This is a genomic window from Clostridium sp. YIM B02569, assembly GCF_022320765.1.
Classification (GTDB): Bacteria; Bacillota; Clostridia; order Clostridiales; family Clostridiaceae; genus Clostridium; species Clostridium beijerinckii.
On the sequence record NZ_JAKJJX010000032.1, the window covers coordinates 25606 to 50285 of the forward strand.

The 24680-nt window shown below is 29.7% G+C and carries 24 protein-coding genes; 5 read left to right on the plus strand and 19 right to left on the minus strand.

Features of this window, described 5'->3' with window-relative positions:
- Window positions 1-259: 259 nt before the first annotated feature.
- The 5 genes from L3B96_RS23230 to L3B96_RS23250 form a co-directional block, all read right to left on the minus strand.
- On the minus strand, window positions 260-784 hold the full coding sequence (locus L3B96_RS23230) for a VanZ family protein (protein ID WP_171787835.1): 525 nt from the start codon (window positions 782-784) through the stop codon (window positions 260-262).
- 312 nt (window positions 785-1096) lie between these two features.
- Window positions 1097-3055, minus strand: coding sequence for a tetracycline resistance ribosomal protection protein (tet, locus tag L3B96_RS23235; protein ID WP_238899937.1), 1959 nt, complete (start codon window positions 3053-3055; stop codon window positions 1097-1099).
- Window positions 3039-4298 carry a tetracycline efflux MFS transporter TetA(P) gene (gene tetA(P), locus L3B96_RS23240; RefSeq protein WP_238899936.1) on the minus strand — a complete coding sequence of 420 codons (1260 nt, stop codon included), beginning with the start codon at window positions 4296-4298 and terminating at the stop codon, window positions 3039-3041. Before tetA(P) ends, tet begins: the two co-directional genes overlap by 17 nt.
- Before the next feature lie 621 nt (window positions 4299-4919).
- Window positions 4920-5060, minus strand: coding sequence for a hypothetical protein (locus tag L3B96_RS23245; RefSeq protein WP_238899935.1), 141 nt, complete (start codon window positions 5058-5060; stop codon window positions 4920-4922).
- 45 nt (window positions 5061-5105) lie between these two features.
- Entirely contained in the window at window positions 5106-5231 is a 126-nt protein-coding gene (locus L3B96_RS23250) for a GNAT family N-acetyltransferase (RefSeq protein ID WP_143765762.1), read from the minus strand.
- A gap of 239 nt (window positions 5232-5470) precedes the next feature.
- On the opposite strand from L3B96_RS23250, the gene L3B96_RS23255 reads away from it, so the two are divergent.
- Both L3B96_RS23255 and L3B96_RS23260 read left to right on the plus strand, forming a co-directional pair.
- A complete protein-coding gene (locus L3B96_RS23255; RefSeq protein ID WP_238899934.1) occupies window positions 5471-7138 on the plus strand; it encodes a 2-oxoacid:acceptor oxidoreductase subunit alpha in 1668 nt (555 codons plus the stop codon).
- 3 nt (window positions 7139-7141) lie between these two features.
- On the plus strand, window positions 7142-7990 hold the full coding sequence (locus L3B96_RS23260; protein WP_238948698.1) for a 2-oxoacid:ferredoxin oxidoreductase subunit beta: 849 nt from the start codon (window positions 7142-7144) through the stop codon (window positions 7988-7990).
- Between the two features lie 160 nt (window positions 7991-8150).
- Here the strand turns inward: L3B96_RS23260 and L3B96_RS23265 are convergent, their stop codons facing one another.
- The 3 genes from L3B96_RS23265 to L3B96_RS23275 all read right to left on the minus strand — a co-directional run bounded on the left by L3B96_RS23265 (window position 8151) and on the right by L3B96_RS23275 (window position 11026).
- The gene (locus tag L3B96_RS23265; RefSeq protein ID WP_238899932.1) at window positions 8151-8957 is read right to left on the minus strand and encodes a nitroreductase family protein; all 807 of its coding nucleotides are present in this window, start codon (window positions 8955-8957) and stop codon (window positions 8151-8153) included.
- A 392-nt stretch (window positions 8958-9349) separates the two neighbouring features.
- The gene (locus tag L3B96_RS23270; RefSeq protein WP_238899931.1) at window positions 9350-9928 is read right to left on the minus strand and encodes a TetR/AcrR family transcriptional regulator; all 579 of its coding nucleotides are present in this window, start codon (window positions 9926-9928) and stop codon (window positions 9350-9352) included.
- Between the two features lie 339 nt (window positions 9929-10267).
- Window positions 10268-11026, minus strand: coding sequence for an EFR1 family ferrodoxin (locus L3B96_RS23275; RefSeq protein WP_238948699.1), 759 nt, complete (start codon window positions 11024-11026; stop codon window positions 10268-10270).
- 116 nt (window positions 11027-11142) lie between these two features.
- Here L3B96_RS23275 and L3B96_RS23280 point away from each other — a divergent pair, with 116 nt between their 5' ends.
- Window positions 11143-11709 (plus strand): TetR/AcrR family transcriptional regulator, encoded by a 567-nt coding sequence (locus tag L3B96_RS23280; RefSeq protein WP_077829761.1) that lies wholly within the window; start codon window positions 11143-11145, stop codon window positions 11707-11709.
- A gap of 260 nt (window positions 11710-11969) precedes the next feature.
- Here the strand turns inward: L3B96_RS23280 and L3B96_RS23285 are convergent, their stop codons facing one another.
- The 4 genes from L3B96_RS23285 to L3B96_RS23300 all read right to left on the minus strand — a co-directional run bounded on the left by L3B96_RS23285 (window position 11970) and on the right by L3B96_RS23300 (window position 14651).
- Window positions 11970-12425 carry a DUF1453 domain-containing protein gene (locus tag L3B96_RS23285; protein ID WP_238899929.1) on the minus strand — a complete coding sequence of 152 codons (456 nt, stop codon included), beginning with the start codon at window positions 12423-12425 and terminating at the stop codon, window positions 11970-11972.
- Window positions 12426-12672: 247 nt separating this feature from the next.
- Window positions 12673-13248, minus strand: coding sequence for an isoprenylcysteine carboxylmethyltransferase family protein (locus tag L3B96_RS23290; RefSeq protein ID WP_238899928.1), 576 nt, complete (start codon window positions 13246-13248; stop codon window positions 12673-12675).
- Between the two features lie 26 nt (window positions 13249-13274).
- On the minus strand, window positions 13275-13742 hold the full coding sequence (locus L3B96_RS23295; RefSeq protein WP_238899927.1) for a MarR family transcriptional regulator: 468 nt from the start codon (window positions 13740-13742) through the stop codon (window positions 13275-13277).
- 309 nt (window positions 13743-14051) lie between these two features.
- The gene (locus L3B96_RS23300; RefSeq protein WP_238948700.1) at window positions 14052-14651 is read right to left on the minus strand and encodes a TetR/AcrR family transcriptional regulator; all 600 of its coding nucleotides are present in this window, start codon (window positions 14649-14651) and stop codon (window positions 14052-14054) included.
- A 298-nt stretch (window positions 14652-14949) separates the two neighbouring features.
- On the opposite strand from L3B96_RS23300, the gene L3B96_RS23305 reads away from it, so the two are divergent.
- A complete protein-coding gene (locus tag L3B96_RS23305; RefSeq protein WP_238899925.1) occupies window positions 14950-16194 on the plus strand; it encodes an MFS transporter in 1245 nt (414 codons plus the stop codon).
- A 322-nt stretch (window positions 16195-16516) separates the two neighbouring features.
- Here the strand turns inward: L3B96_RS23305 and L3B96_RS23310 are convergent, their stop codons facing one another.
- The 6 genes from L3B96_RS23310 to L3B96_RS23335 all read right to left on the minus strand — a co-directional run bounded on the left by L3B96_RS23310 (window position 16517) and on the right by L3B96_RS23335 (window position 22257).
- Window positions 16517-17359: an ABC transporter substrate-binding protein gene (locus L3B96_RS23310; RefSeq protein WP_238899924.1), complete on the minus strand. Its 843-nt coding sequence runs from the start codon at window positions 17357-17359 to the stop codon at window positions 16517-16519.
- Between the two features lie 212 nt (window positions 17360-17571).
- Window positions 17572-18006 (minus strand): hypothetical protein, encoded by a 435-nt coding sequence (locus tag L3B96_RS23315; protein WP_238899923.1) that lies wholly within the window; start codon window positions 18004-18006, stop codon window positions 17572-17574.
- Between the two features lie 12 nt (window positions 18007-18018).
- The gene (locus L3B96_RS23320) at window positions 18019-18567 is read right to left on the minus strand and encodes a LytTR family DNA-binding domain-containing protein (protein WP_238899922.1); all 549 of its coding nucleotides are present in this window, start codon (window positions 18565-18567) and stop codon (window positions 18019-18021) included.
- Window positions 18568-18841: 274 nt separating this feature from the next.
- Complete coding sequence (locus L3B96_RS23325) at window positions 18842-19372, minus strand: hypothetical protein (protein ID WP_238899921.1); 531 nt, start codon at window positions 19370-19372, stop codon at window positions 18842-18844.
- Window positions 19365-20747 (minus strand): NAD(P)H-dependent oxidoreductase, encoded by a 1383-nt coding sequence (locus tag L3B96_RS23330; protein WP_238948701.1) that lies wholly within the window; start codon window positions 20745-20747, stop codon window positions 19365-19367. Before L3B96_RS23330 ends, L3B96_RS23325 begins: the two co-directional genes overlap by 8 nt.
- A 175-nt stretch (window positions 20748-20922) precedes the next feature.
- A complete protein-coding gene (locus L3B96_RS23335; protein WP_238899919.1) occupies window positions 20923-22257 on the minus strand; it encodes a PLP-dependent aminotransferase family protein in 1335 nt (444 codons plus the stop codon).
- A 220-nt stretch (window positions 22258-22477) separates the two neighbouring features.
- Here L3B96_RS23335 and L3B96_RS23340 point away from each other — a divergent pair, with 220 nt between their 5' ends.
- Window positions 22478-23302, plus strand: a complete 825-nt coding sequence (locus L3B96_RS23340) for a DMT family transporter (protein ID WP_238899918.1) — start codon at window positions 22478-22480, stop codon at window positions 23300-23302.
- Between the two features lie 397 nt (window positions 23303-23699).
- Here the strand turns inward: L3B96_RS23340 and L3B96_RS23345 are convergent, their stop codons facing one another.
- Window positions 23700-24551, minus strand: coding sequence for an NAD(P)-dependent oxidoreductase (locus L3B96_RS23345; RefSeq protein ID WP_238948702.1), 852 nt, complete (start codon window positions 24549-24551; stop codon window positions 23700-23702).
- Window positions 24552-24680 lie beyond the last annotated feature (129 nt).

Here is a 24680-nt window from a genome sequence, read left to right on the forward strand (position 1 = left end):
TTCAGAATATCAGAATATATATTCTAGTATTCTGAAGAATAAATATTGTTAAGAATATATCTTCTTAACAATATAAGAATGTTATATATGTTGCAATTCACAATGCACATTTCACAATTTACAATTACGACTAAAATTCTTGCAATATTTTCAGAATTATGATGAATAATTATTTTTGCAACATATATATGTTACAGATTGTGTTAATTCCTGGGTTTCTTTTTTATAGAGCATATTATTGAATATCTAATAACGATATCTAGAATCTCATTTTCATTATGAATAAATAAAATAATATACGGGGTAATGCAATAACAGATAGTATTGCAATTGCAGTATGTACTTTTTTCTCATCTGGTAATATAAATAAGAAAAACTTATATCCTAAAATGCCAATGAATCCACCCATACAATTTAGAATTATGTCATCAATGTCTGATGCCCCAATGCCAAAAATCCCCTGAATGATTTCAACAAACAAACTTACTATAAATACAAACAACAAATTTATTATTACTCTTTTATCATTTTTGAATAATAACAAATATGCACCAAGAGGAATAAAGATAACTATATTTCCAACTACATTACCAAAAGCGAATTTTTTTATAGAGGCAGAGCTACTAAATAGATATCCCTTTATACTATAAAAAGGAATGAGATTGATTGACCTATGCTCAAAATTAGAGATTCTTGATAAAAACAATATTTTAATTAATAAAAGTATGTAGCAAATGAAAACACCGTATAAAAAGAATGTTTTGATTCGTTTCCGTTTATTCATAATTACCTCCTTGAAGTAGAAAATGAATATTCAAAGCTTTTATCTCTCTAAATATTCATTTTTCACAAGATTATTAATATATATGTTGCAATTCACAATACACAATTGCGGCTAAAATCCTTACAATTCTTTTATAATTATTATGAAGAATTATTTTTGCAACATATATTTTTTTTATTCTAATTTAGTTCGTTATATTTTAACATAATCCAATTTACTTAATAACTAATTTCATTTATTTGTAATAATCATTTAAGACTTCTATACTCTTATACTTAAATCTTATATAAAAATTTAAGTTATCATTTAAATTTAATCTCTAATTGTGTTTAATTTATGAAGGAGATACTCTTTTTTATTCAATGGATCATAAGTTACTTTCTGACGTGTCTTTGCAAATTCAGCTGGAACTTCCTTATATCCATAAATTTTTGTTATAAACATCCCCTTACCTTGTGTATATGAAGCTATTTTCATTTTATATTCTTTTGAATTTTCTACTGGAATTAGTCCTTTTATTGAAAATTCATCCTCTATAACAACAGGATTATCAAAAGTTGCCCTCATAGTTTCCAAATCCCAAATAGCTTTACTTAAAACATTTTGAGGAATCCTTAATTCAAACTCGTGTAATGGTTCTAATAAAACAGTTTGTGCTTCAAATAATGCTTCCATAAATATCATAGGTGTTACATTCCTAAAATCTGCTGGAGTACTTACTGGACTAAAAAATTCACCACAGGTAAGTGTAACTTTTGCATCCGTAACTTCCCATCCAAACAGCCCTTGTTTGCTAGTCTTAATAACTGCCTCTTCAATTGCATTTTGAAAAGATTTTGGCAGTGATCCTACTGAAACATTAGAAATATACTTAAGTCCTTCACCTCTTCCCAAGGGTTCTATTTTCAAGCCTACTGTTGCATAAAAAGGATTTAATTCGTCATTCATATACATTATTGCTGTTCCAACACCTTTAGGTGCTTCCTTATAAATGGTCTGAACATTTGAAAATTCTACTTTTATTCCATAGAAATCATCTATTATAGAACTCAGTATTTCCATTTGAACTTCACCAAATAAATTAACATGAATTTCTTTATCTAAATCGTTCATTTCTAATTGTAATAACGGGTCTTCCTCTGAAAGAAATGTTAGCGCCCTAAATAACTCAGTATTTTTTTCTTTATCTATTGCAGAAATAGTTGTTTTTAATGTTGGTTTAGCCATAGATATCTTTTTAACTTTATTATTTGAAATTCCAATTATATCCCCAACTTTGAAACTTGCAAGTCCATATAAAATACCTATATCCCCTGCTTCTATCCTCTGCACCTCAAGAACTTTCCCGTCTTCTAAGCTATTAATTTTCTTTACCTTTTCTGCTGCCTCCTTATTAGGAATTTGAATTTTATCTCTTACAGATATTTTTCCTTTAAATAATCTTACATAAACCTTCTTCTCGTTGGTATTTGTCCTCTCGATTTTAAATACCACTCCAGATAAATCATCTTCAGAATCACCATTTGCGCATGGAAAATAACTGCAAATACCATCTAATAAATCTTCAATTCCAAGGCCAATCGCTGCTGCACCACAAAATACTGGATATAAACCTCCTTCTTTTGCATATGATACAAACTTTTCATGTAATTCTTCTTTTTTAATTTCCATACCACTAATATATTTTTCCAGAAAACCTTCATCTAAGTCTGATAAAACATCAATAACATTGTCATTTATCATACCTGAATCAGATAGATTTTTTATATAAACATCTTTACTTCCTTCATCATATGCTTCTTGTAATTTAACTACTTTATTGGACATATTCTTCTTTATCTCTTCTAGTACTTTATTAGAATTTGCTCCAACTCTATCTAATTTATTTATAAAAATTATTGTTGGAATGTTTAACTGCTTTAAGGTATTAAATAGTATTCTTGTTTGCGATTGAATCCCTTCTACTCCTGATATAACTATTATTGCCCCATCTAAAATGCTTAATGAACGTTCAACTTCTGAAATAAAATCTACATGACCTGGTGTATCAACAATATTTACTTTAACATCATTCCAAGTGAAAGATGCGGTCGACGATTTAATAGTAATTCCTCTTTTGCGTTCAAGCTCCATGGAGTCTGTCTGTGTATTCCCTAAATCAACTCTTCCAACTGATTTTATAGCTCCACTACAATATAATAGATTTTCTGTTATAGTTGTTTTCCCAGCATCTACGTGTGCAACTATTCCTATATTAATTATTTTCTTCATAATCGCCACCTCCTACTCTATCAGCCACCTTTTTATCCATTCTCATAGAAACAATATAAAGCGCTAATACTGGCGTTACTAATAACGAAGTACATGCTATACCAACACTTACTGAAATATTTGTAGCTATAATTCCTATAATTGGTCCACCTAAAATTTGACCTAAAGAATTTATTTGTCCATTCATAGAAAGGACAGTAGCTCTAGCCTTATCATCTATATGTCCATTAAGCCATGCGCTGAATATAGGCTCATTTGTAGCCCTAAAAGTATTAGTTGCTAAATAAGCTATTAACATTAAGTTAAAATTTTTCGTAATAGCAAATATAAACATAAATAATATATAAAATATATTTATACCTAGTAGAAGCTTTCCATTATGCTTCTTATTATCATCAAGCCTCTTTGACATAAAATGCATAACTATAGCACTTAATAGCATTCCTGCAATTCCAAAAATCCCAAACCAAGTTACTGGATTAAGATTCCAAAGCTTAGGAAGCATAGTATCTTGCAGAAAATGTGCATTAGAAAGTCTATCATACCCTTCGCTAGACAATCCATAAAACAAAGTTACAGAAAGTAAAATCATAATTATAGATTTACTTTTTGTAAATTTAAGGCCAGACTTAAAAGTATACCCCATCTTTTTAAATGTATTTAAATCATCCGGAGCAGCTGGCTTAAAATTATTTTCAGGCATGTTTATTCCTAAAAATACTGAAAAAATCATAAATACAACACCACTAATTATAATAGGCAGTCTTATAGAAAAATTAGCTATTATAGTACTTAGTACTATTCCAATAACTGAAGCTATTTGTCCTACTTGTGCTCCCTTCATATAAATTCGATCCAAATCCATAACTTTTTCTTCTTCCGCAATCCATGCTTCAAGAGATCCGCTAATAAAAGTAGCGCCTAATCCCCATACAATCTGTGCTGCTAGTACAAAAACAAAACTTGAAATAGATCCTTCTAAAATAAAGCCTAGTCCTGTCAAAACTACACCTATAATAATGGATAGTTTACGACTATAAACATCTGCAACTATACCTGTTGGAATTTCAAATATAAAACATGCCGTTTCTAAAGTAGTTCCAACAAGTATAAGCTGAAGTGGATTTAAATGAACATTTTCAATGTGATACACTATCATAACTGTTGCTGTCAATGAAAAACACATTGCAGTAATAGCTGAAAATAATAAATAAATTTTATATGCTGAAAGTTTATTAACCATTAATAATCACCATCCTAGTATTTCTTAAAAAATTTGTCTTTCTTTTGCAATCTTCAATTTTAAATATATAAATTATCATAACATTCTCCTTAAAAATAAATAAAAAAGGCCGCAAATGAACATAATAATTCATTTACAGCCTTATAATCATATAACCTAAATACAAACATGAAATATACAACTTTAATTCATATAACTTATGACTAAGGTAAACTATATAAATTAAAATCTCATAACATATCTATAAATGTAGCAAAAATAGGCATAAAAATACCGTGTCTAGAACACGGCTTCCTACTATGCAGATAAAGATGTAACATGCTCATTATAATACCGATTATTTTTAGAGTACACAAATAAAACTTGAGTCATTCAAGCTTTTTTTCATATACTTTTTAAAATAATCCTTATTCAGTTAGTTTAGTTAAAAACTACCTCTTTGCGCATATTTACATCACCTTTACATTTATATTCTTTTCATGTTTATATTTTAGTATAGTTACATCATATATGAATTTTAAATTTTTTTCAATGCTTTTATTTTTTAGGCTATATTAAATAATAGTGTTAATAATGAAGGATATTATGAATAGAACTCATTCGGTGAGTTCTATTCATTTTCTATAACTTCAAAATATACTCTTTACCCTCGTATAAGTTTTCTCCACCATTACATTCATATGGTATGTTCCTAATATATAAAAATCCTAACTTGTCCAATATTTTACCAGAAGCAGGATTTTCTTCTGCATATCTCCCCATTATTTCTTTTATCCCTAAATCTTCTTTATCAAATTTTATAACTTCCTACATTGCTTCTGTTGTGTAGCCAAAGCCCCATGCTTTTTTACCCAAATTATATGCTATCTCAAATTTCTCATACTCTTCTTCAACATAAATTAGTCCAGTTCCAAGCAAATAACCTGTTTCCATTAATCATTATTAATTTCATAAAAGTTGGTCATTTTCAGTAAGTTCTCAAATATATTTTACTGGTAATATATCACCTACTTATCCATTAACTAACAAAACACTTTCTTTACAACAATAGAAATAAGTGCTAATATTAATATAACGATAATTATTATCAATTAATAATAATTATAAATTTAAGAATATAAATAATAACATTATTTTAGATAAATTAATAAATAAATAAGGAGGTTTTTATTATGAATTATAATATTCTTATTGGAGGCGCTGCAGGTCAAGGCGTTGATACCACTGCTTCCATACTTGAAAAATTGTTAAAAAAGTCAGGATATAGTGTTTTTACTGTAAAAGATTTGATGTCTAGAGTAAGAGGCGGTCATAATTTTTCACTTATACGATTCGGAAATGAAGAAGTACTTTCCCATACTTATGAAGTTGATGGAATTATTGCATTAAACGAAGATACTGCTGAACTTCATAAAGATAAGCTAAAGGAAAATGGTTTTATATTGGGTGACTCTGATTTTGATATTAATGATGATAGAGCTATAAAAGTTCCTATGAAGAAAATAGCTAAAGAACTTGGAAATCCTAAGGTTACTGGTACCATTGCTGTTGGTGCAGCTATAAAGCTTTTTGGAATTGAAAATACAAATATAGAAGAATCTCTAAAATCATCAGTAAAAGAAAGATTTTTAGAAGTTAATATTAAAGCTGCTTTGATAGGTTACGATAGTGTAGAATCTAAATTTAGCTCTCAACCTGGGAGCTTCTCAGATTATTTGATATTAAACGGTAATACTTCTTTAGCTTTAGGAGCTATAGCTGCAGGATTAAAATTCTATTCCGCTTATCCTATGTCTCCTTCTACATCAATTCTAGAATATCTCGCATCGATTTCACAAAAAGCAGATGTGCTAGTTGAGCAAGCAGAGGATGAAATCGCAGCAATAAATATGGCTATAGGAGCTTCTTTTGCAGGCGCAAGAGCTATGACCGGAACTTCTGGAGGAGGATTTTGCTTAAAGGTTGAGGCCCTTGGACTATCTGGTATGGCCGAAATACCTTTAGTAGTCGTTGATGTTCAAAGACCAGGCCCCACTACTGGACTTCCAACTAGAACAGAACAAAGCGATCTTAAGTTTGTCATTTCTGCATCACAAGGTGAATTTCCAAGAATGGTTATAGCAATACGTACGATTGAAGATGCATTTTATCAGACTATTAGGGCTTTCAACATGGCAGAGAAATACCAAATTCCAGTAATACTCTTAAGTGACCAATACTTAGGTGATGGTATAGCTTCTGTTAAGCCTTTCGATTTAAATAGAGTTAAAGTTTATAAACCTGCTGAAGTAAATATAAAAGATGGAGAATATTTAAGATATAAAATAACTGAAGATGGTGTATCTCCAAGACTTATTCCAGGAAAAACAAAAAACTTTGTAACAGCAGATAGTGATGAACATGATGAAATGGGTAAGATTACTGAATCTGCAGAAGTAAGAAATGAAATGATGGATAAGCGTATGAGAAAACTTAGTAATTTAAAACTTGATTTAGAAGAGCCAGAATTTTTTGGTGATGAAAATTGTGATAATTTGCTTCTAGGCTGGGGATCTACCTATGGTGTTATAAAGGAAGCAGTAAAATTGTTAAATGGAAGAAATGTTGGCAGTTTTGGAGCCCTTTTATTTGGAGATGTGTATCCATTACCTCAAAAAAAACTTAATGAAAAGGCTAAAGTGGCTAAAAAAATTATTGATATAGAACAAAATGCTACTGGTCAATTAGCGGATCTTATAAGAGAACAAACAGGAATAAACTGCGATTATAAAATTTTGAAATATGATGGTAGACAAATATCTGCAAATGAAATTGTAGATAGAATTATAAAGGAGGTTTAGGATATGAGTGAACAATTTCATACTTACGAAACAGCTTGGTGCCCAGGCTGTGGTAATTTTAATATATTAGAAAGTTTAAAAAGAGCGTTAACTGAATTAGGAAAGGACCCTTATGAAGTTTTAATGGTTGCAGGAATTGGCCAAGCCGCTAAGTTGCCTCAATATATAAGTGCTAATAGTTTCTGTGGTTTACACGGTAGAGCAATACCTGCTGCAGTTGCTGCTAAAATGGCAAATGATAAGCTAACAGTTATAGTAGATTCTGGTGATGGTGATACCTATGGAGAAGGTGGAAATCATTTTATCCATAATATAAGAAGGAACACCAATATAACTCATTTTGTTCATGATAACCAAATATATGGTCTTACAAAAGGTCAAGCCTCTCCTACTTCTGGAATAGGTCTAGTAACTGGGGCTCAAACTACTGGAAATATCAATGCCCCATTAAATCCTGTAGCTTTAGCTATAACACTTGGAGCAGGCTTTGTTGCCAGAGCCTTTAGTGGAGATATGGATCAGCTTGTTTCAATTATGAAGGAAGCAATTTCTTATAAAGGATATGCTATGGTGGATATTTTTCAACCTTGCGTAACTTTTAATCATATTAACACTTTCTCCTTCTATAAAAATAGAGTTTATTCTTTAGATGAAAATTACGACCCTAGCAATAAACTTGCTGCACTAGAAAAAGCTATGGAGTTTGGAGATAAGATTCCAACTGGAATTCTATATAGAGAAGATAAGGAAAGCTTTAGTGAAAGAAATGTTGTTTTAACTAAAGGTACAGCTCTTATTGACAGACCTTTCAATCCTTCTATTATAGAAGAACTTACTTCTCAGCTTGTATAATTTAATTTATAGTTATGAGCATTAAAGATTATTTCAACAAACAAACTTGATATAAAAGAGCAATAACAAATTTGTTATTGCTCTTTTATCCTTTTTGAATAATGACAAATATAACCAAAGGAAATAAAACTAATTTCACTTATTTGGTCTATTTAATAATTTAGTTTTCAAAAAAGGAAGCTGATAGCGGTTGTCTTTCTGTAAATCTTTTAAAGCTATGTTTAGGATATCCTACCATTACAACTCCTGTTATTTTCTTTTTCTCTGGAATGTTAAAAATCCTGTACATTGGTGAATTATCACCACGAGCACAAATTTCAAATACTCCTGCCCAACATGATCCAAGTCCAAGAGATGGAGCATACAATTCAAGATACGATAATGAAAGAATTGAATTTTCTCTACCATTACGAAAATCTTCATCAGCCAAAGTTATAATTATACTAGGTGCATCTCTTAAGATAGTGTCAACTTTAGTATTCTTGTAGCCACTAATCATTCCTGCTAATACCTTGCTCAAAGTTTCATTATTTTCAAACCAATTAATGCATTCCTCAACTGCTAATTCAATTGTTTTTTTATCGTCTACTATTAGATATGATATACCTTGTGAATTACTTGCTGTTGGGGCCAAATGTGCAACATCAACAAGTTCCAATAACTTTTCTCTTTCAACTGGTATATTCTTATATGAACGAATAGATCTTCGTGATCTAATAAAATTCTTTACTTCTTCTGGATTTAGCCTTTTGATTTCTCCTATCTCACTTTGCATAGCTAATGGAGATTTCTTATTATCTATAGCCTCTTTTGGACATACAGCCACACAATGACCACATTCTATGCATGCATTAGGATTGACTTCTTTTGGGCCATCCGCTTCTAGTTTTAATACTCCTGTTGGACATTCCACCACGCACATTCCACATTTTATACATTTTTCTTTACTTACAGTTATTAAGCTCATTTTTATTCACTCCTTATTAATTTTTGCACTCGCATAATGATACGAATACACTTAATTTTTATTTAATTTATAATACATGTTAAAAAATTTTTCCAAAACTTGCTTCTTTCCATTAATTTTTCATTTTAACTCATGTCCATTACTTTTCCACAAATGTATCACTCTCATTATCACCTCCTTTAGCCATGCTTAGTATCTTTTTGAGAACAATCATTCTAATTGATCTAAAAAAATTATGTATTCAAAAAATCTACAATATTATTCACTTTTCTTTATTCACTAAATTTCTTATATTATTGGTTTGAATAGTGTCTATACTCTTCTAATATGCAAAAGGGCTCAGCGGAACATAAACAGTTTTGAGAACGTTCATTCTAATTAGCATAAAAGAATTAGCTATTTAATAAATCCATAAAAAAATCTGCTATACGATGTAATTTTTCTTTGCTCGCTGACATTCTTAACTGCACACGAATTCCAAGCAATGTATTTTGAAGTATTTCTGATAAAACTTCTGGATCATACTTGCAAGAAAATTCACCTGTCTCCATGCCTTTTCGAACAAGATCAGCAAGTAGTTGTTCTGTTTGCATAAATATCTTTTCAATTTTTTCTTCTATCTCTTTATCCCTAAGAGCCATCTCTGTTGCTGAATTTACAATTAAGCAACCCCATTGTTTATCTTCATATCCTTGGATTGTAAAATCAAATATAAATTTTATAGCTTGTTTTGCTGTTTCTGCATGTGAAATTCCAGCCTGCATTTTATTTTTTATTAATTCTGCATAAAAATCTACAGTTCTTAAGAATAATGTGTGTTTATCACCGAAGGTATCATATAAACTTCTACGATGTATTCCCATATGCTCTACTAAATCATTTAAAGATGTCTTTTCGTAGCCTTGCTTCCAAAATAATTCCATAGCTTTCTGAAGAACTACATTTTCATCAAATTCTCTGCTTCGTCCCATCAAGTTCCCTCCTTTATACAATTAATATTAGCATTTTGAGAACGATCGGTCAAGAATTATTTACATACTTAATCATACCTATATTTTCGCACATTACATGCTGGAAAGAAAAGTTACCTGGCACAACACAAGAGCCCCTACCCTAGCCTACAATTTTCTGCCTAAAACACTTCACTAAATAGGTTTATACTAATTTCTCTTTTGATCTTGATCTTAATATAACGTCATCCCTTTGAAGCCAATTCTTCTGCATATGCTTTTCCAATACCAGATGACGCTTCTGTAACCAAGATAACTTTTCCCTTTTAATTAAACATTTTCTTAACCTCTTAAAATAGATCAATTATTTGCCTCTATTATTTCCTTCAATTTAACATTTTGATTAATAAATCTAGCTTTACTTTTTTCTTGCTTAAGCCGTATATCATTCTGTGGACAATGATTAATACAGGCTAAACACTGCTCACAATTTCCTTTATAAACAGGTTTAGTATCTACATTAATATTATTTACTGGACAAACTTTCTCACAAACTTTGCAGCTATTACAGGTATCTTCTACATAGAAATTCTTATCATATTTAGCATTAGCCTTAGTCTTAGAATGAAACTTTTTTATTATTGCTTCAATACATTTTATAACTGCAGAATGTCTCTTGATATATATTTTTTTAACTTGGATATCATTGATTATTTGTGCAAGACTTTCTTCTATATTCTTCTTCGGCTCTTTTTTTATCTCTTTAGCCATATCAAACACTGGAAGGTAATTGTCAACCATAAGTATTTCATTAATGTATGAAAACTGGATTTGATTTCTTTTTCCAATTTCTAAAAGCTCAGGTATGACTGCTCCTGAAAAAGATCCAAAAGACACTACGGCAAAAATATATTTACTTTTTAGTTCAACTTTATTTAGAAACTCCTCAACAATTTTAGGAACTCCTCCATAATAACTCGGAAATACAATACCAATCTTTTCATCTTCAAACTCAAACTGTCCTAGTTTCATTAACTTAGGAATAGAATAACTTTCTCCTACAATTCTCTTTGCCACATATAAATTGTTGCCAGTTCCTGTAAAATAAAATATTTTCATAATGCGCTCCTTTCAGATGTTTCACTTGTAACTCCTTATGGACTATAGTATAATTTGATAACATAAATAATTCAAGTGAATATAGGCTAGCTGTTACAAAAGGAGGAATATTGTTTATGACTAATAAATACAATGCTGAACAGAATAAGATTACAAAAGAGAGTATTTTAGGTGCTCTTATGTCTTTAATGGAGAAAAAGGACTTCAAGAATATATCTATTACAGAAGTATCACAAAAAGCTGGTGTATCACGGATGGCTTTTTATCGTAATTACAGCATAATGGAAGATATCCTTATTGATCATCTAGACGATATGTTTAGAGAGTATTCAACCCTTTTAAATCATAAAGAAATAAGTAATTATGAAATGACACGTTTATTTTTTTACTATTTTAGACAACATCAAAAATTTATTGAAAACCTACTAAGGTCTAAATTAACCCACTTAATACTTGAACGATCTATTGAATTTCTTAATATATACTCAAAAACTATAACATGCACCATGGATTGCTCTCCTGAATTTGAAAAATATAATATTGGATTCATTGCAGGCGGATTTTTTAATGTATTGATGATTTGGTGCAAAAGTGGTATGACAGAGAGTGACGAGAAGATGGCAGAAATTGTTCATGAGAGGCTTTCAAATCATATTGCTGGAATCACCTTAACAGATTTCTGATTAAATCCAAGATATATACGAAGTATGGGAAATGGATAAGAAAGATTCGCTACTGACTTAACTCTAATTTAAGAATATATTAATAATGCATTATTGGAGTCATCCTCCCATACAATGTCTAAAATATTATCATAGAAATGCATTTACATAAAAAGTCCCCCACTTTCTAGTCTGAGCTGACTTTAGTTGATACATTTCCTTAAACATAATTTCTCATTTGTTTATTTCAAGAACTGGATACTCCTAATTTCATAAAATAACTATTGAACATCCCCTAATATTTTAAAGTACTTATATGATAGCCATAAACTTCTTCCTACCATTGAAGCACACCCAAATGCGAGAATTCCTATACCTATAAAGCTAGTTATATTTCCGCCAATATATCTAAAAGCCGATTTTACAACGATAAGGAAAACATAGACTCCAAGACTTAAATACGATTCATTATAATAAACCTCACCTCTAGCTTCATCCTTACTATATTTTAATGTTCTTCCACGAATTATTCCCACTCCTAGACCAATAATTGAACAAATAATTATTATCATAATCTCTTTCAATGAAAAACTTAATGTTTTTGCATAGTCTTCAACAATCATTAGAATAAGTAGTATAGGTAACAACCATAAATTAGGGAACTTAATTCTTTTATTCTTCCCATTAAGTATCCTTAAAAACTTTAATACTATAAAAATCAATAAAATATAAACCATTGACACTAATTCCACCTCTAAACTTTATTTTCTATTACTCAAAATTTTCTGATATAATAATGCAAACACTTTGGAACTGTAGATAATAACAATCTCTCAATAGCTTATCTTTTAAAGTCTCATTATTAACAGTAATTGTAAACCTAATTTTTATGCCTACCTTGGATACAGTTGTCTCTAATAATGACACCTTTACTAAACCTAATAATTTCACTTAGTTAAGCACGCTGTAATAAATATTATAAATTTAGAATATATGTGGAATTAACGCCCATGATTCTTTTATGTATTTCTCATATTCTTTACCAAATTCTAATACTAAAAATCTTTGTTCCCTATTTATTTTTATAATATAAGTAATTAAAATGATACAAAATCCAATAATAGAAGCTAAACTTCCAAATGTAAGAAAAGTTCCAAAAAAGCCACATACTATTCCTGTATAAATAGGATTTCTTATATATTTATATGGGCCACTACGAACTAATCTTTGCTCCTCTACTTTTTGAATGGCTCCACTCCAATTTCTACCTAATACTATTCTAGCCCATATTGCAAATAAAAGAGAGAATATTAAAATTGCGATACCTATATAGTCAACATATTCATAACTAGGTAATATCCTATTCCATAAGAATATACTTTTAAACTGAAAAAAGGTAATGGCATAAGAGACTATTACTAATATTAAATGCACTACTCTTGGTATGTTCCCTTGACCACTTGATTCTTTTTTTACATTTGACCTAGTTTTTATCGCTGCTAATATCCAGTAAATCCAAAATATGCCCCAAATATAGCTAACTACAGTAATATTACTCATAAAATCCTCCTCATATTTTATTAGACTTAATCACCACTTTTAATATATTTTTCTGCAATTTCTATAAACGTATCCTTTGTCACTGAATTCATGTCATGTAAAAATTTTAATATGGTAGCTTTCTCCTCATCATTATATTGAGCTATAATATCTTTTTTCTTATTATATGATTTCTCATGAATTTTTTTATGAATTTCAGACACATTTAATCCTAATTCCGTTAAATCATAATATACTTCTTTATTATTCCCTTCCTTTTGATACTTCGATACATAGCCTTCGTTTAATAACTTTTTACACATTTTAGTTATAGCACCTGTTGTCATTCCTAATTCTTGTGATAGCTTAGTTATATTTGCATCTTCGATATATTCTATAGCTGCAATACAATGAATTTGTGAAAAAGTAAGTTTATTCTTTATATTAGGAACATCTATTTCATTATTTTCTTGTATTTCCTTTAGTGAAAATATAATTTCATTAACAATATCCATATTAATTTCCTCCCCAATATTACTTCCTCGGAAGTAATATCATATTATAATATTATTTCTTCCATGTCAACATTTTTTACTTTAAAGACTTACTCTTAGATTTAATTAAGCACTTGTAATACCTAATGAACAGATTCCACTGTTTAAAATACCAAAACTATTCAATCAACCTTTTTTAAGTTATTCCCTCAAGGAGTGCCTCGTCCACAGATTTTACTGGAATATAAATTTCTAAAAAACTAAGAAACCACCGGCTTAACCGGTGGTTCTGATTCATATTCACTAACGTTACAATTTAGAATTAAAGAACTAAGATGATTGTAATGAAAATTGTTCTAAATACTTGGATAAACTTTCAATATTAAATTGCATATGACGATTATTCCCCTCAAGTTTACTTAGCATTATCCCACCTTCTAAGGCGGAAAAAATGAAAGTAGCAAGAGCGTCGGTATCAAGATTTGGCTTTAACTCACCGTTCTGTATACCTTGATAAAGAATTTCCTTAATATATTGCAGCATCCTTTCAAGGCTTTGCTGGGCTTTTTTTCGTAATTCAGAGTGAGTATCATCACTTTCAATAGCCGTGTTTAATACAGGACATCCTCCAATGAAAGGGGGAAACTCAACAACTTGTTCATAAACCTTGAATATAGCTAGAATTTTATTAATCGCTGATTGTTGTTCATTTACGGCTTCGGTAAATTTTTCATTAACAATTCCTACTGCGTAATCATATGCCTCAAGCGCAATCTCATCCTTACATGCAAAGTGACGATAAATCCCCCCTCTCTTGATTCCAGTTACTTCAGTAATATCAGAGAGCGAAGATCCTGCGTAACCTCGCTGGTTAAAAAGTTCAGCCGATTTCTTAATTATATACTTGCGTGTATTTTCTCCTTTAGTCATAGTATCTATCCTCCAAGGAATGTAATTCTTCGTAATTTCCTCCTCATTGCACATGTTATTTTTTTAATTATTATAGCATATCTCCAAAAATTTAAATAGTTATTGCAAGCCAGGGTTTATTTCTTGGATGAACCTGATCTATTAATCCAAAATGCCAATTATATAATTATAAATAATAAAAAATATTCTCAACACCAGAAATATGAATATAAATTTGCACTTTCTTAATGGTTGTGTTAACATAGTAAAAAAGATATCGTTCAGTATCTTTTTATTATATTAAAATGAGGTGAAGAAAATGAACGACACATGGTTTAAAGAACGTAAGTATGCTTGGATCGGCTTGGCTGCTTTGTGGATTATCGGCTTTATTGGCGCATTATTGCGTTTCATTATGGCTACTTATCAAGTTCAAATTTCTCAAGATTTGAATATAAGTAGAAGCTTGATTTCTATGGCATGGTCAACCAACCTACTAATTGCAGCATTATGCACCCCAATAGGAGGATGGATTGCGGACCGCTATGGACCTAAGAAATTAATGCTACTAAGTACAATGTTTAGTATCTTAGGGACAAGTATCGTTTTTGTGGGGCATAATTCTACTTTGTTTTTTATCGGATATGGAGTCATATCAGGTTTTTACGGTATAGGAGCCTCTGCCACATATATTCTAATATTTGACTGGTTCCAACATCATCGAGCAAAAGCTACTGCACTTCTGGCAAGCTCATCATCTATTGGTCTCGCCGTTTGCACTCCAATTTTTATCTCGAACACTTGGTTAACATGGAAGGACGCATTTCTGATTTCTTGCCTGCTCAGCCTTTTTGTTGCATTGCCAGTTATTCAGTTTCTTATTCGGAATCCTCAAAATCCACAGAAGAAAGCAAAAGAATCCGAACAACCAAAAGTGAAAATGCTTTTCAAAGGTTCTCATATGTTATTATTTCTATTTATTGGTTTTGCATTATTTACATGTGGGTTTAATATGGGTACTGTAGAAATGAATTTAGTGGCTATTTATCAATTGTCTAGCGTAAAGCCTGCTTTGATTGCCGTATCCATGAGTACCTTAGGAATTATGGAAATAATCGGTTCCTTTATTTTCGGATATCTTTTGGATCGTATCAATAAATTTACAGCGATGTCGTTGTTGTACGGGATACGCATCTTAGCGTTTATAATTTTGTTTGTACATTCGCCATGGTCGCCAATTGTGTTTGCAGTCTTCTTCGGATTTACTTACCTAGGTGCTGTACCAGGAGGAATGTTAATTGCTAACGAGAATACAAAAGAAAAAGGAAAGTTCATTGGAAGTCTCCTTCTATTCCATCAAGCAGGCGGGATCATTGGTAGCTTAATCGGAGGTGTTTCCTTTGATATCAGTAAGAGCTATCAACTACTCATTGGTTTTGATATGCTTCTATGCATTTTAGTTACCATAGGGTATTTTACGAATTATTGGCTACGATACAAAAATACTTTATATGTAAGTAGATATACAAATGAAGTTAACAAACTACACTCAAATGATCAATAATTAAGTATCAATATATTTTAAGTTTCCATCTACATGTTCTAAGTAATGAGAATTTGATCTTAATGATTTACATTTTAGCCAATAAAAAAAACGCTATAATTTTATTATCACCCAAATATTTTTCTTTTCTAATCTAAAGATCTGTTTTTCCATCTTAAAATTATGTAAAAACCTAGGGCTTTCTCAAGCAAATAATCCTCAAACCCGCATTATACAAGCATATTCTTCAGAATATTAGAATATCAGAATATATATTCTAATATTCTGAAGAATAAATATTGTTAAGAAGATATATTCTTAACAATATTTTAGAATTGTGTACTCAGTTACTAATCATATTATTTTTATCTAATCCATTCTTTACAAGAATAGAATATAACGCACCATCTGCTTTCATATCATTAATTGCTTTATTTAATGCGTTTAATAAGAAAACATCATCTTTTTTAACTGCTATTCCCATTACTCCTTGTAATTCAGGCGTATAGCCTTTTAGCTGCCTTAACAAAGGATCTTTTTCCTTTATATAGTAGTTTATAATAATAGAATCAGCTAAACCCGCATCAATTTTCCCGCTACTTATAGCATTAAATAAATCAGTTGTACTATCAAAACTTAATACATCTTTTATTAAGTTATTTTCCTTCCACTTTTTCGCTAGATCTTCAAATATTGTTCCTTTTTCTACTCCAACTACTGCACTTTTTAAATCACTCATAAAATTAATTTTTGAAAATCTTGGTACAATAACAGTTTCTGATTCTTTATACAATGGCTTAGTAAACGCTACTATTTTTTCACTTTCAGGAGTCATAAATATTCCACCAACTGCTATATCTATACTATCATCAGCATTAAATTTATCTAACAAATCTGCAAATGTTACTTCCTTAATTTCAACTTTATTAATTCCAAGCCGCCGTGTAATTTCATTCATAATATCCGCATCAATTCCACTCATCTCATTCGTTTCTTCATTTATCCAAAAGAATGGAATTTCCTTTGATGGTGCAGCAATAGTTATTATTCCTTTTTCTTTTATCATTTCCAATCTATCTTTTTCTATTGAACTATTTGCCATTATAGTTTCCCTAGGTGCTATCATAAATCCAATTATTATTCCAATAATATTTACAATAACAATTGAAGTAAATATTTTTTTCATAAATAAAAATCTCCTTTAAAACGATAAACATATCTTTAAATTATTATTTGGAACTTAAATTTAAATTATCCTCATTTGAAAAAAATTCAAACTTTTAAAAATAATACTTTGCCTTTTAGGTTAACCTTTAAATAAAATAAAGCCTTTCAAACAAAAAAATTGGAGAGGTCGCAACTTCACTCTGAATATTGCAACCTCTCCCAATTTTATATTTAGTTTTTTCTTAATAGCTGATTTTTTTTATTCATAAGTTTTGAATTAAATTCTAAATTTCTTTTATATGAATAATAGCAAAAACTCATCCCCAAAAATTCTGCAGTTATTAAAATAGATATTAGCTCTATAATTGAAGCAATTTTTTTATATACAAAATAGTAGTAAATAGATGGTAAACAGGAAATCCCCCCTATTACTATAAATACACAAACAAAAGCTAGTAATGCACTTTTTTGTTTTATTCCAATTAGATAAATAAAAACAAATCTAGAAATAGTACCAATAACACCTCCAATAATTGAAAACATAATTAATTCTTCTATAATTCCTGCATTTATATTTTTAACAATCATTTGAGTCATTCCAACAACTATTCCAAGGAGCATGGATATAATAAGATTAAATAAAAAATCCTTTAAATTCTGTTTCATTATTTACACACCTCACAATCCGAGATATTGCTTAAAGTTATTTAGATATTTTCTTGTGACATATACTTCTTCATCCATATCTATGAGCTTTAGTATAAGCTTGCTGTTAAACCATGAAATTATTCTATCTACTTTCACTATATTTACAACAAAGCATTTACTTACTCTTATGAAACCTTTTGCTTCCAATCTTTCTTCAAGTTCATAAAGCTTTTCTTTTACTTTATACTTTTTATCCTTGGCCATGCAAAAGACCTCATTTCCCATAGCCTCAAAATAATATATCTCATCAAAATTTAATACTTTAAGCTCATCCTCGTCACATCTTCCTGTGATTATATTTTTAACTTCTTCTTTGCTGCCCGAAATAGAATCTAAATAACCAATCAAAATATTTATGGTTTCTATATCAAAGTATATCCCTATTTTGCCGCTCTTTAAATCAAATCCTTTTTCAATTAAACATACATCAGCATTTTCATTAATCTTTATTTTGCGATTTGTAAGGATTTCTTCCAGCATTCTTTTTAAATTTTCGCTGCAAATTAAATCTAACTCCATGTAATTTCCCCTTTTGCTTTAAACTTTAAGCAATGCCTTTCTGACAAGGATATATTAAAAACTTAAAATCTATCCTCTCGAGGATGTTCAAAAAAATAACAAATCAGTATGCTAGTCTATTTTGTGTTATACTTCGCCTATAAATCTCACTAATATCCTGCAACTTTAGCTCCTTGTCTAACACAAAATTTACACCTTAAAAATAGCAGTTATGCTGCATATAAGAATTTCCCATTGCATCTTTTACTTGTTATTTTCCTTCACATCCCCTACTTTAAACTTCAGGCAATACCCCTGGAATTATAATTGATAGCATAATTCCTAAAATCACCAGCCCATTCATAATTATAACAGTCATAATATTGTGCCCTGATAATTCTATAATAGCATTAATCAAATAAATTGTAGCCCATATTTTTGTTATTACTATATTAACTTCTATAAATAAAGAAGATTTTCCAAATTCCTTTTCATATCCTCTTCTAGCATCATACATTGTATAAGGTCTTCCCATCATAATTGAAATGAAACCCGTTAAAGCTAATACCGTATATGAAGTTAAATATTTATATTCCATAACAGAATTAATTCCTAAATAAAAATACAATATATTAGAAATAGCAAAATAAGCTACTAGAACGCTTGACATAATTCCTATATTCTTATTAATTATATCTCTTATAAAAAGCATCAGTATAGAAGCAAATCCTAAAACAAGGCATAAATTACTCGAAATACTCCAAAAAAGCATTAAAGGCAGAAAGCTTAGGGTTACATTTAAAAATGCTTTTAAACTGCTACCCATTATTCTTTCCTGTATCTTTCTCAAGTGCCTTCTTATGGCCTGTGATCATGAAATCAACCATATTTTTCTGTACATGCTCCTTGAATTTTTTTCTTTTCATAAGGTATCTCATTACTTTCCCTTGAGCTTTTTCTTTTAATGGAACTTTTTTAATCAGCTTATTTTTCTTATAATATTTATAGTCTTCTATAAAAATAGCTCCTAGTTCTCCTTCCAATGCATCTGCAAATAATTTACTTCCAGCTATATTTAAAAAGGTTTCAGGCTTGAAGTAGTTTCTTTCAGCATAATTTATACTCATTTTAGCCAACGCATATATTTGATTATCTATAAGAGAGTTATCTTCAGCTTCATCAGTGACAAATCCTATTAAATTGCCTCCTTGTGTATGAAACTCTAGTATCTCTCTTAAATTTTGATTTTCACTTAATTTCCCTGAAATTATATATCCTATGTGTTTACCTCTGAATATAGGAACATGGTTATAACGAAAACTTCTATCATAAATAAGCTTAAAACGTGAAGATAAATATCTATCTTTTATACTTCCTGCAAAAATTATGATATCTGCATTATTAATAATATGGTCTAAAAACTCCCTATAACCATCTTTACCATCATAAACACATTTATTTTCAGCAGCACATTTGCAGCAGCCAAGACATGGCCCTTTTATATCAACATCATTAAGATTAAGAATCTCTACAGAACCTTTTATACAACTTTTATATTTGTCAATCATCTCATTAAGACTCGCATCTTCTTTAGTTGCATCTGTAATTATAATTATTTTTTTATTTGTATCAATAACTTTGTCTGTTACTCCTCCACTATATTTAAAGTTACTTTTACTTACTGAATTATACAATTTACTAGTTGTTAAACCTTCATTTGCAAAATCAAGCAAATTTTCAAAAAACACTTTAAGCTCTTTTCTTCTATTTTCCTTAGTTAAATCTTGCATCTCATGAGATAAATATTCTACATAGTTCATGCCTAAATCTTCAGAAATTGCCCTGATATAATTATGTGCATGAATATCTGCATAATGAATAGATGTAGAAAATGCAGCAGTATACTTATCCTTAAAATAGCTTTCAAATTTATTTTCAAATATAAGTTCAATAAATCTCTTATAATTAGAATGCACTAAAGCATGATATAGTGGAAATGCCCATATAACTGCATCTGCTTCCTGAACCTTTGTGCATAAAGCTTTTAACTTTTCAGCATCTTCTTCATAACTTTTTACTTCTTTAACAATATGGATATACTGAAATTCATGTTTTTCATAATTTTGTTCCAAATACTTCATTGATTGCATTGTAACACTTTTCTCAAACTTCGGACTCCCATTTAAAACAACTATTTTCATAACCAATACCTCCGTTTTTTTATATTTCCATTCTATTAGAAAACATGAATTAAAACCATAGATTTTGCTTAAGATGCAATTTAAATAAAATAAGATGCATTAATGATCTGCAAAAATTAAGAGAACCTCCTCTATATGGATTTGGCTCTCCTCTGATACTTAAATTAATAATATACTAAATCAATTTGTGTATCTCTTCAAATAATATCTGAAGTCCTAACTTTATCTTGTCTTTTGTAAGTTTAGATATGCACAATCTAAAACAGCTTATTCTTGAACTATTATCTATAAAAAACGCCTTTCCCTCTGCTATATAAATCATTTTTTCATTTAATCTTTTATTTAGCGTTTCCATATCAATATGCTTAGTAAACTGCATCCATATAAAAAATCCTGTATCTGGAATAAATAGTTCCACTCTCTCTGTATCTATGTTTTTTAAGCAATCCTTTAAATAATTCATTTTTTTCATATATGCAAATTGGATTTTTTGAATATGCTTTTTATACATCCCACTATTAATATAAATTTCTAAAGCTCCTTGTTCTAATGCTGATGTACTTAAATCATAATATCTCTTATGTTTCAAAAATTCACTTTTTAATTTTTCTTGAAGTAATACTGCTCCTAGCCTTATTCCAGGCATAAATGTTTTAGAAAAGCTTTTTAAATATATAACCCGTTCCCATATATCATAATAATAAATTGGTAATGATTTTTTGTTTTTATCTAAATCAGCTAAATAATCATCTTCAACAATGTAAACATCATATTTTTCAGCTAACTCTGCAATACATCTCTTATCTTTTTCCGAATAACTTGTCCCTAAAGGGTTATGTAATCTTGGGATTGTATAGAAAAACTTTATATCTTGATTTTTAAATATATTCTCTAGTTGTTCCAAATTTATGCCATTAAAATCTCTGTTTATTCCTATTAATCTTTCTCCATTAATCTCTACCAATTTGTGTATCAAACTATATGTTGGCTGCTCAACTAAAATATTCTTTTTCCCATTTGGAAAAGACATTTTTGAAAGAATGCTTATTGCCTGTTGTGAACCTGATGTAATACATATTTTGTCCATGGAGGTGAATATTTGATATTCAGAAAAGAAGTTAACCAATGATGCTCTTAAAGATTTAAATCCTTCAGTATCACCATATATAAACAAGTCATTCTTATATAACTCAACCGCTCTATTTATACAATGATTAAATTCCTTATACGGAAGTAATCTAGAATCAGGAACTACTAAAGAAAAATCAATAATGCCATTTTCATCATTCTCTTCAGAATTATTTTCCACAAGGTAATATCCACTCTTAGGAATAGAGTATATTCTATGATTCATTTCAAGTTCTTTATAAGCTCTTATTATTGTGGACTTATTACATTCAAACTTATCAACCAAAGTTCTTATTGGCGGTAACCTTTGTCCTTGCTTTAATTCATTTCTTTCTGCAAGTTCCTCAATATATTCTATGATAATTTCATATTTCTTTTTCATAATCGTATCCTTTCTATTTATCTTAATTTCCCAAGCATCTTAACACTTTTATACCGGTACAAAATGCTTTTTTAAAGATTGTACTGCATACTCTAAATTCTTATAATTCCATTATATAGTTAATGAATAATAAATTGTAAATTAATTACTCATTTAATTTCAATATATACTATTTAATCTATCTTTTAATAAAATTACAACAAACATAAAGGAGTTAAGTATGGAAAAGTATCAAAAAAAAGCAATATTATATCTTGTAATTGCATCAATTTTATGGAGTATCGGAGGCCTATTTATCAAATTAGTAAATTGGAATCCTATTGCTATTGCCGGAGCACGTAGCGGTATAGCTGCAATAGTTATGTTATTATACTTAAAAAAGCCAGTAATACACTTAGGAAAGACAAAGCTATTAGGCGCATGCACGTATTCATCCCTTCTCATATTTTTTGTTACTGCTAACAAACTCACAACATCTGCAAACGCTATACTTCTACAGTTTACAGCGCCTATATGGGTATTATTATTTTCAAAGTTCTTCCTAAAGGAAAAGATTAAAAAATCTGATTTGGTCGTAATTATTTTTGTTATACTTGGAATGATTTTATTCTTTATAGGAGATTTAGGACGTGGCAATATTATAGGAAATTTTATTGCAATACTCAGTGGTATTTCAATGGCTGGAACTGTTATATTTCTAAAACTTATAAAAGATGGTTCTCCTGTTGAAATTACTTTTCTTGGAAATATAATTACATTTATTATAGCTATACCTTTTTTCTTTCAATCAGTTCCAAACTTAAATAGCATTTTAGGATTATTAATCTTGGGAATATTCCAATTAGGAATTTCTTATATATTTTATACATTAGCTGTTAAGCAGGTTTCTCCTATTGAAGCAATTCTAATTCCTGTCCTAGAACCTCTGCTCAATCCATTTTGGGTCTTTTTATTCACTGGTGAAATACCAGGAACTTATGCCTTTATAGGAGGATTAATTGTACTTACAGCTATAAGTGTAAGAGAATTATGTATAAAAAAATAGTACTTTATGCTCTTATACATAATTCTACTTCCATTTACCTCCTCAATTAGTTGCTGATAGAATAAGAAAATTTGAAGACAACAGTTAAACTATTTATAAACTAGAATTTTTCTTATTAAGATGTATAATTGATGTAGCTTTAAGGCAAGCTCTAAATCATTAAACAAAAAAATAGTCATATCAATGAGTCTTTAGCTAGCAGTAACTTCTACAAAGTCATGTACTAAAGGCTTTGATACGACTATTTTTTCTTAATTTTCATATATAAACAATTTACAATAAAAAATAATTTAATTAGAATTATGACATTGATAATTTTGCCATGATTTTTTATAAAGAACTAATATTATAATCATTGTTTACATACATTTTAATATACCACTTTTTCAAATCACAACTATAATGCACCCATATCTCTAGCAATATAAAGAGAAGGATATTTAGTATTGAAATTTAGTTCACTTTTAATACGCGATGTATCTAATATCATATCCCATTGGTTAAAACTTGGCCACCCACCATTTGGAGGTACCTGCTCTGATTCACCTTGTAGCTTATAAAATTCACTTACAGTAATAGGATTATCATCAGCAACATTATATATGCGACCTCCAATACCTGGTGTACTAGCAGCGATCAGTAATGCTTGACTGACATCTTGGTGATGCACTACAGACATCGCTTTTGAAGGATTCCAGTTACTTAGAAACGGTAACATTTCTTGAATGTGTGGGTCATTGTCCCCATAAACAAATCCTAGTCTCATAATACGAATATCTAGTCCTTGTTCACTATATAACCTAAGTAGAGCTTCTTCTGCAGCCATTTTTGTTTTAGGATATAATGCCGTTGCTGTAAGAACATCGTCTTCCATACATGGTCTATTTACTAGAGAATTGTTATATACATTGCCCGTGCTTGTAAAAACAAATCTTGTGACACCTGCATCTAATGCTGCTTTAGCGAGTGTAATAGTTGCATCTATATTTATGGCTTTAGCCATTTCTTCACTAATACCACCTCTAAATTGAGCTGCTATATGTACGACAGCATCAACACCTCGTACGGCTTCAATTAGATTTTCATTATCTAAAAGATCTCCTAATACTACTTCTGCCCCCTGTTCTTTTAAAGTGGATGCACCTTCTAAGTTTCTTACAAGAATACGAACCTCATGACCTTGCTTAAGTAAATACGGTACAAATCTACTTCCAACCTTGCCTGTTGCCCCTGTTACAAATATTTTCATAAATTAATTCACTCCAATCTAAATAGTTTTGTTTATCAGTTATTTTTATGTTATATTGCTAATATATCAGAGTTAAAATAATTCAACCATATTGTGGTTATCCTACGATTGAGAGTAGTAGGATAAGAG

Excerpts from the sequence above, each read along its gene's own strand:
- L3B96_RS23335 (WP_238899919.1), bottom strand. The coding sequence starts at position 22,257 with ATGAAAAAGAAATATGAAATTATCATAGAATATATTGAGGAACTTGCA.
- L3B96_RS23310 (WP_238899924.1), bottom strand. The coding sequence starts at position 17,359 with ATGAAAAAAATATTTACTTCAATTGTTATTGTAAATATTATTGGAATA.
- L3B96_RS23290 (WP_238899928.1), bottom strand. The coding sequence starts at position 13,248 with ATGAGTAATATTACTGTAGTTAGCTATATTTGGGGCATATTTTGGATT.
- L3B96_RS23255 (WP_238899934.1), top strand. The coding sequence starts at position 5,471 with ATGAATTATAATATTCTTATTGGAGGCGCTGCAGGTCAAGGCGTTGAT.
- L3B96_RS23280 (WP_077829761.1), top strand. The coding sequence starts at position 11,143 with ATGACTAATAAATACAATGCTGAACAGAATAAGATTACAAAAGAGAGT.
- L3B96_RS23295 (WP_238899927.1), bottom strand. The coding sequence starts at position 13,742 with ATGGATATTGTTAATGAAATTATATTTTCACTAAAGGAAATACAAGAA.
- L3B96_RS23270 (WP_238899931.1), bottom strand. The coding sequence starts at position 9,928 with ATGGGACGAAGCAGAGAATTTGATGAAAATGTAGTTCTTCAGAAAGCT.
- L3B96_RS23305 (WP_238899925.1), top strand. The coding sequence starts at position 14,950 with ATGAACGACACATGGTTTAAAGAACGTAAGTATGCTTGGATCGGCTTG.
- L3B96_RS23315 (WP_238899923.1), bottom strand. The coding sequence starts at position 18,006 with ATGAAACAGAATTTAAAGGATTTTTTATTTAATCTTATTATATCCATG.
- L3B96_RS23260 (WP_238948698.1), top strand. The coding sequence starts at position 7,142 with ATGAGTGAACAATTTCATACTTACGAAACAGCTTGGTGCCCAGGCTGT.
- L3B96_RS23245 (WP_238899935.1), bottom strand. The coding sequence starts at position 5,060 with ATGGGGAGATATGCAGAAGAAAATCCTGCTTCTGGTAAAATATTGGAC.
- L3B96_RS23230 (WP_171787835.1), bottom strand. The coding sequence starts at position 784 with ATGAATAAACGGAAACGAATCAAAACATTCTTTTTATACGGTGTTTTC.
- L3B96_RS23320 (WP_238899922.1), bottom strand. The coding sequence starts at position 18,567 with ATGGAGTTAGATTTAATTTGCAGCGAAAATTTAAAAAGAATGCTGGAA.
- L3B96_RS23265 (WP_238899932.1), bottom strand. The coding sequence starts at position 8,957 with ATGAGCTTAATAACTGTAAGTAAAGAAAAATGTATAAAATGTGGAATG.
- tet (WP_238899937.1), bottom strand. The coding sequence starts at position 3,055 with ATGAAGAAAATAATTAATATAGGAATAGTTGCACACGTAGATGCTGGG.
- L3B96_RS23275 (WP_238948699.1), bottom strand. The coding sequence starts at position 11,026 with ATGAAAATATTTTATTTTACAGGAACTGGCAACAATTTATATGTGGCA.
- L3B96_RS23330 (WP_238948701.1), bottom strand. The coding sequence starts at position 20,747 with ATGAAAATAGTTGTTTTAAATGGGAGTCCGAAGTTTGAGAAAAGTGTT.
- L3B96_RS23345 (WP_238948702.1), bottom strand. The coding sequence starts at position 24,551 with ATGAAAATATTTGTAACAGGGGCAACAGGCAAGGTTGGAAGTAGATTT.
- L3B96_RS23250 (WP_143765762.1), bottom strand. The coding sequence starts at position 5,231 with ATGGAAACAGGTTATTTGCTTGGAACTGGACTAATTTATGTTGAAGAA.
- L3B96_RS23325 (WP_238899921.1), bottom strand. The coding sequence starts at position 19,372 with ATGGGTAGCAGTTTAAAAGCATTTTTAAATGTAACCCTAAGCTTTCTG.
- L3B96_RS23300 (WP_238948700.1), bottom strand. The coding sequence starts at position 14,651 with ATGACTAAAGGAGAAAATACACGCAAGTATATAATTAAGAAATCGGCT.
- L3B96_RS23340 (WP_238899918.1), top strand. The coding sequence starts at position 22,478 with ATGGAAAAGTATCAAAAAAAAGCAATATTATATCTTGTAATTGCATCA.
- L3B96_RS23285 (WP_238899929.1), bottom strand. The coding sequence starts at position 12,425 with ATGGTTTATATTTTATTGATTTTTATAGTATTAAAGTTTTTAAGGATA.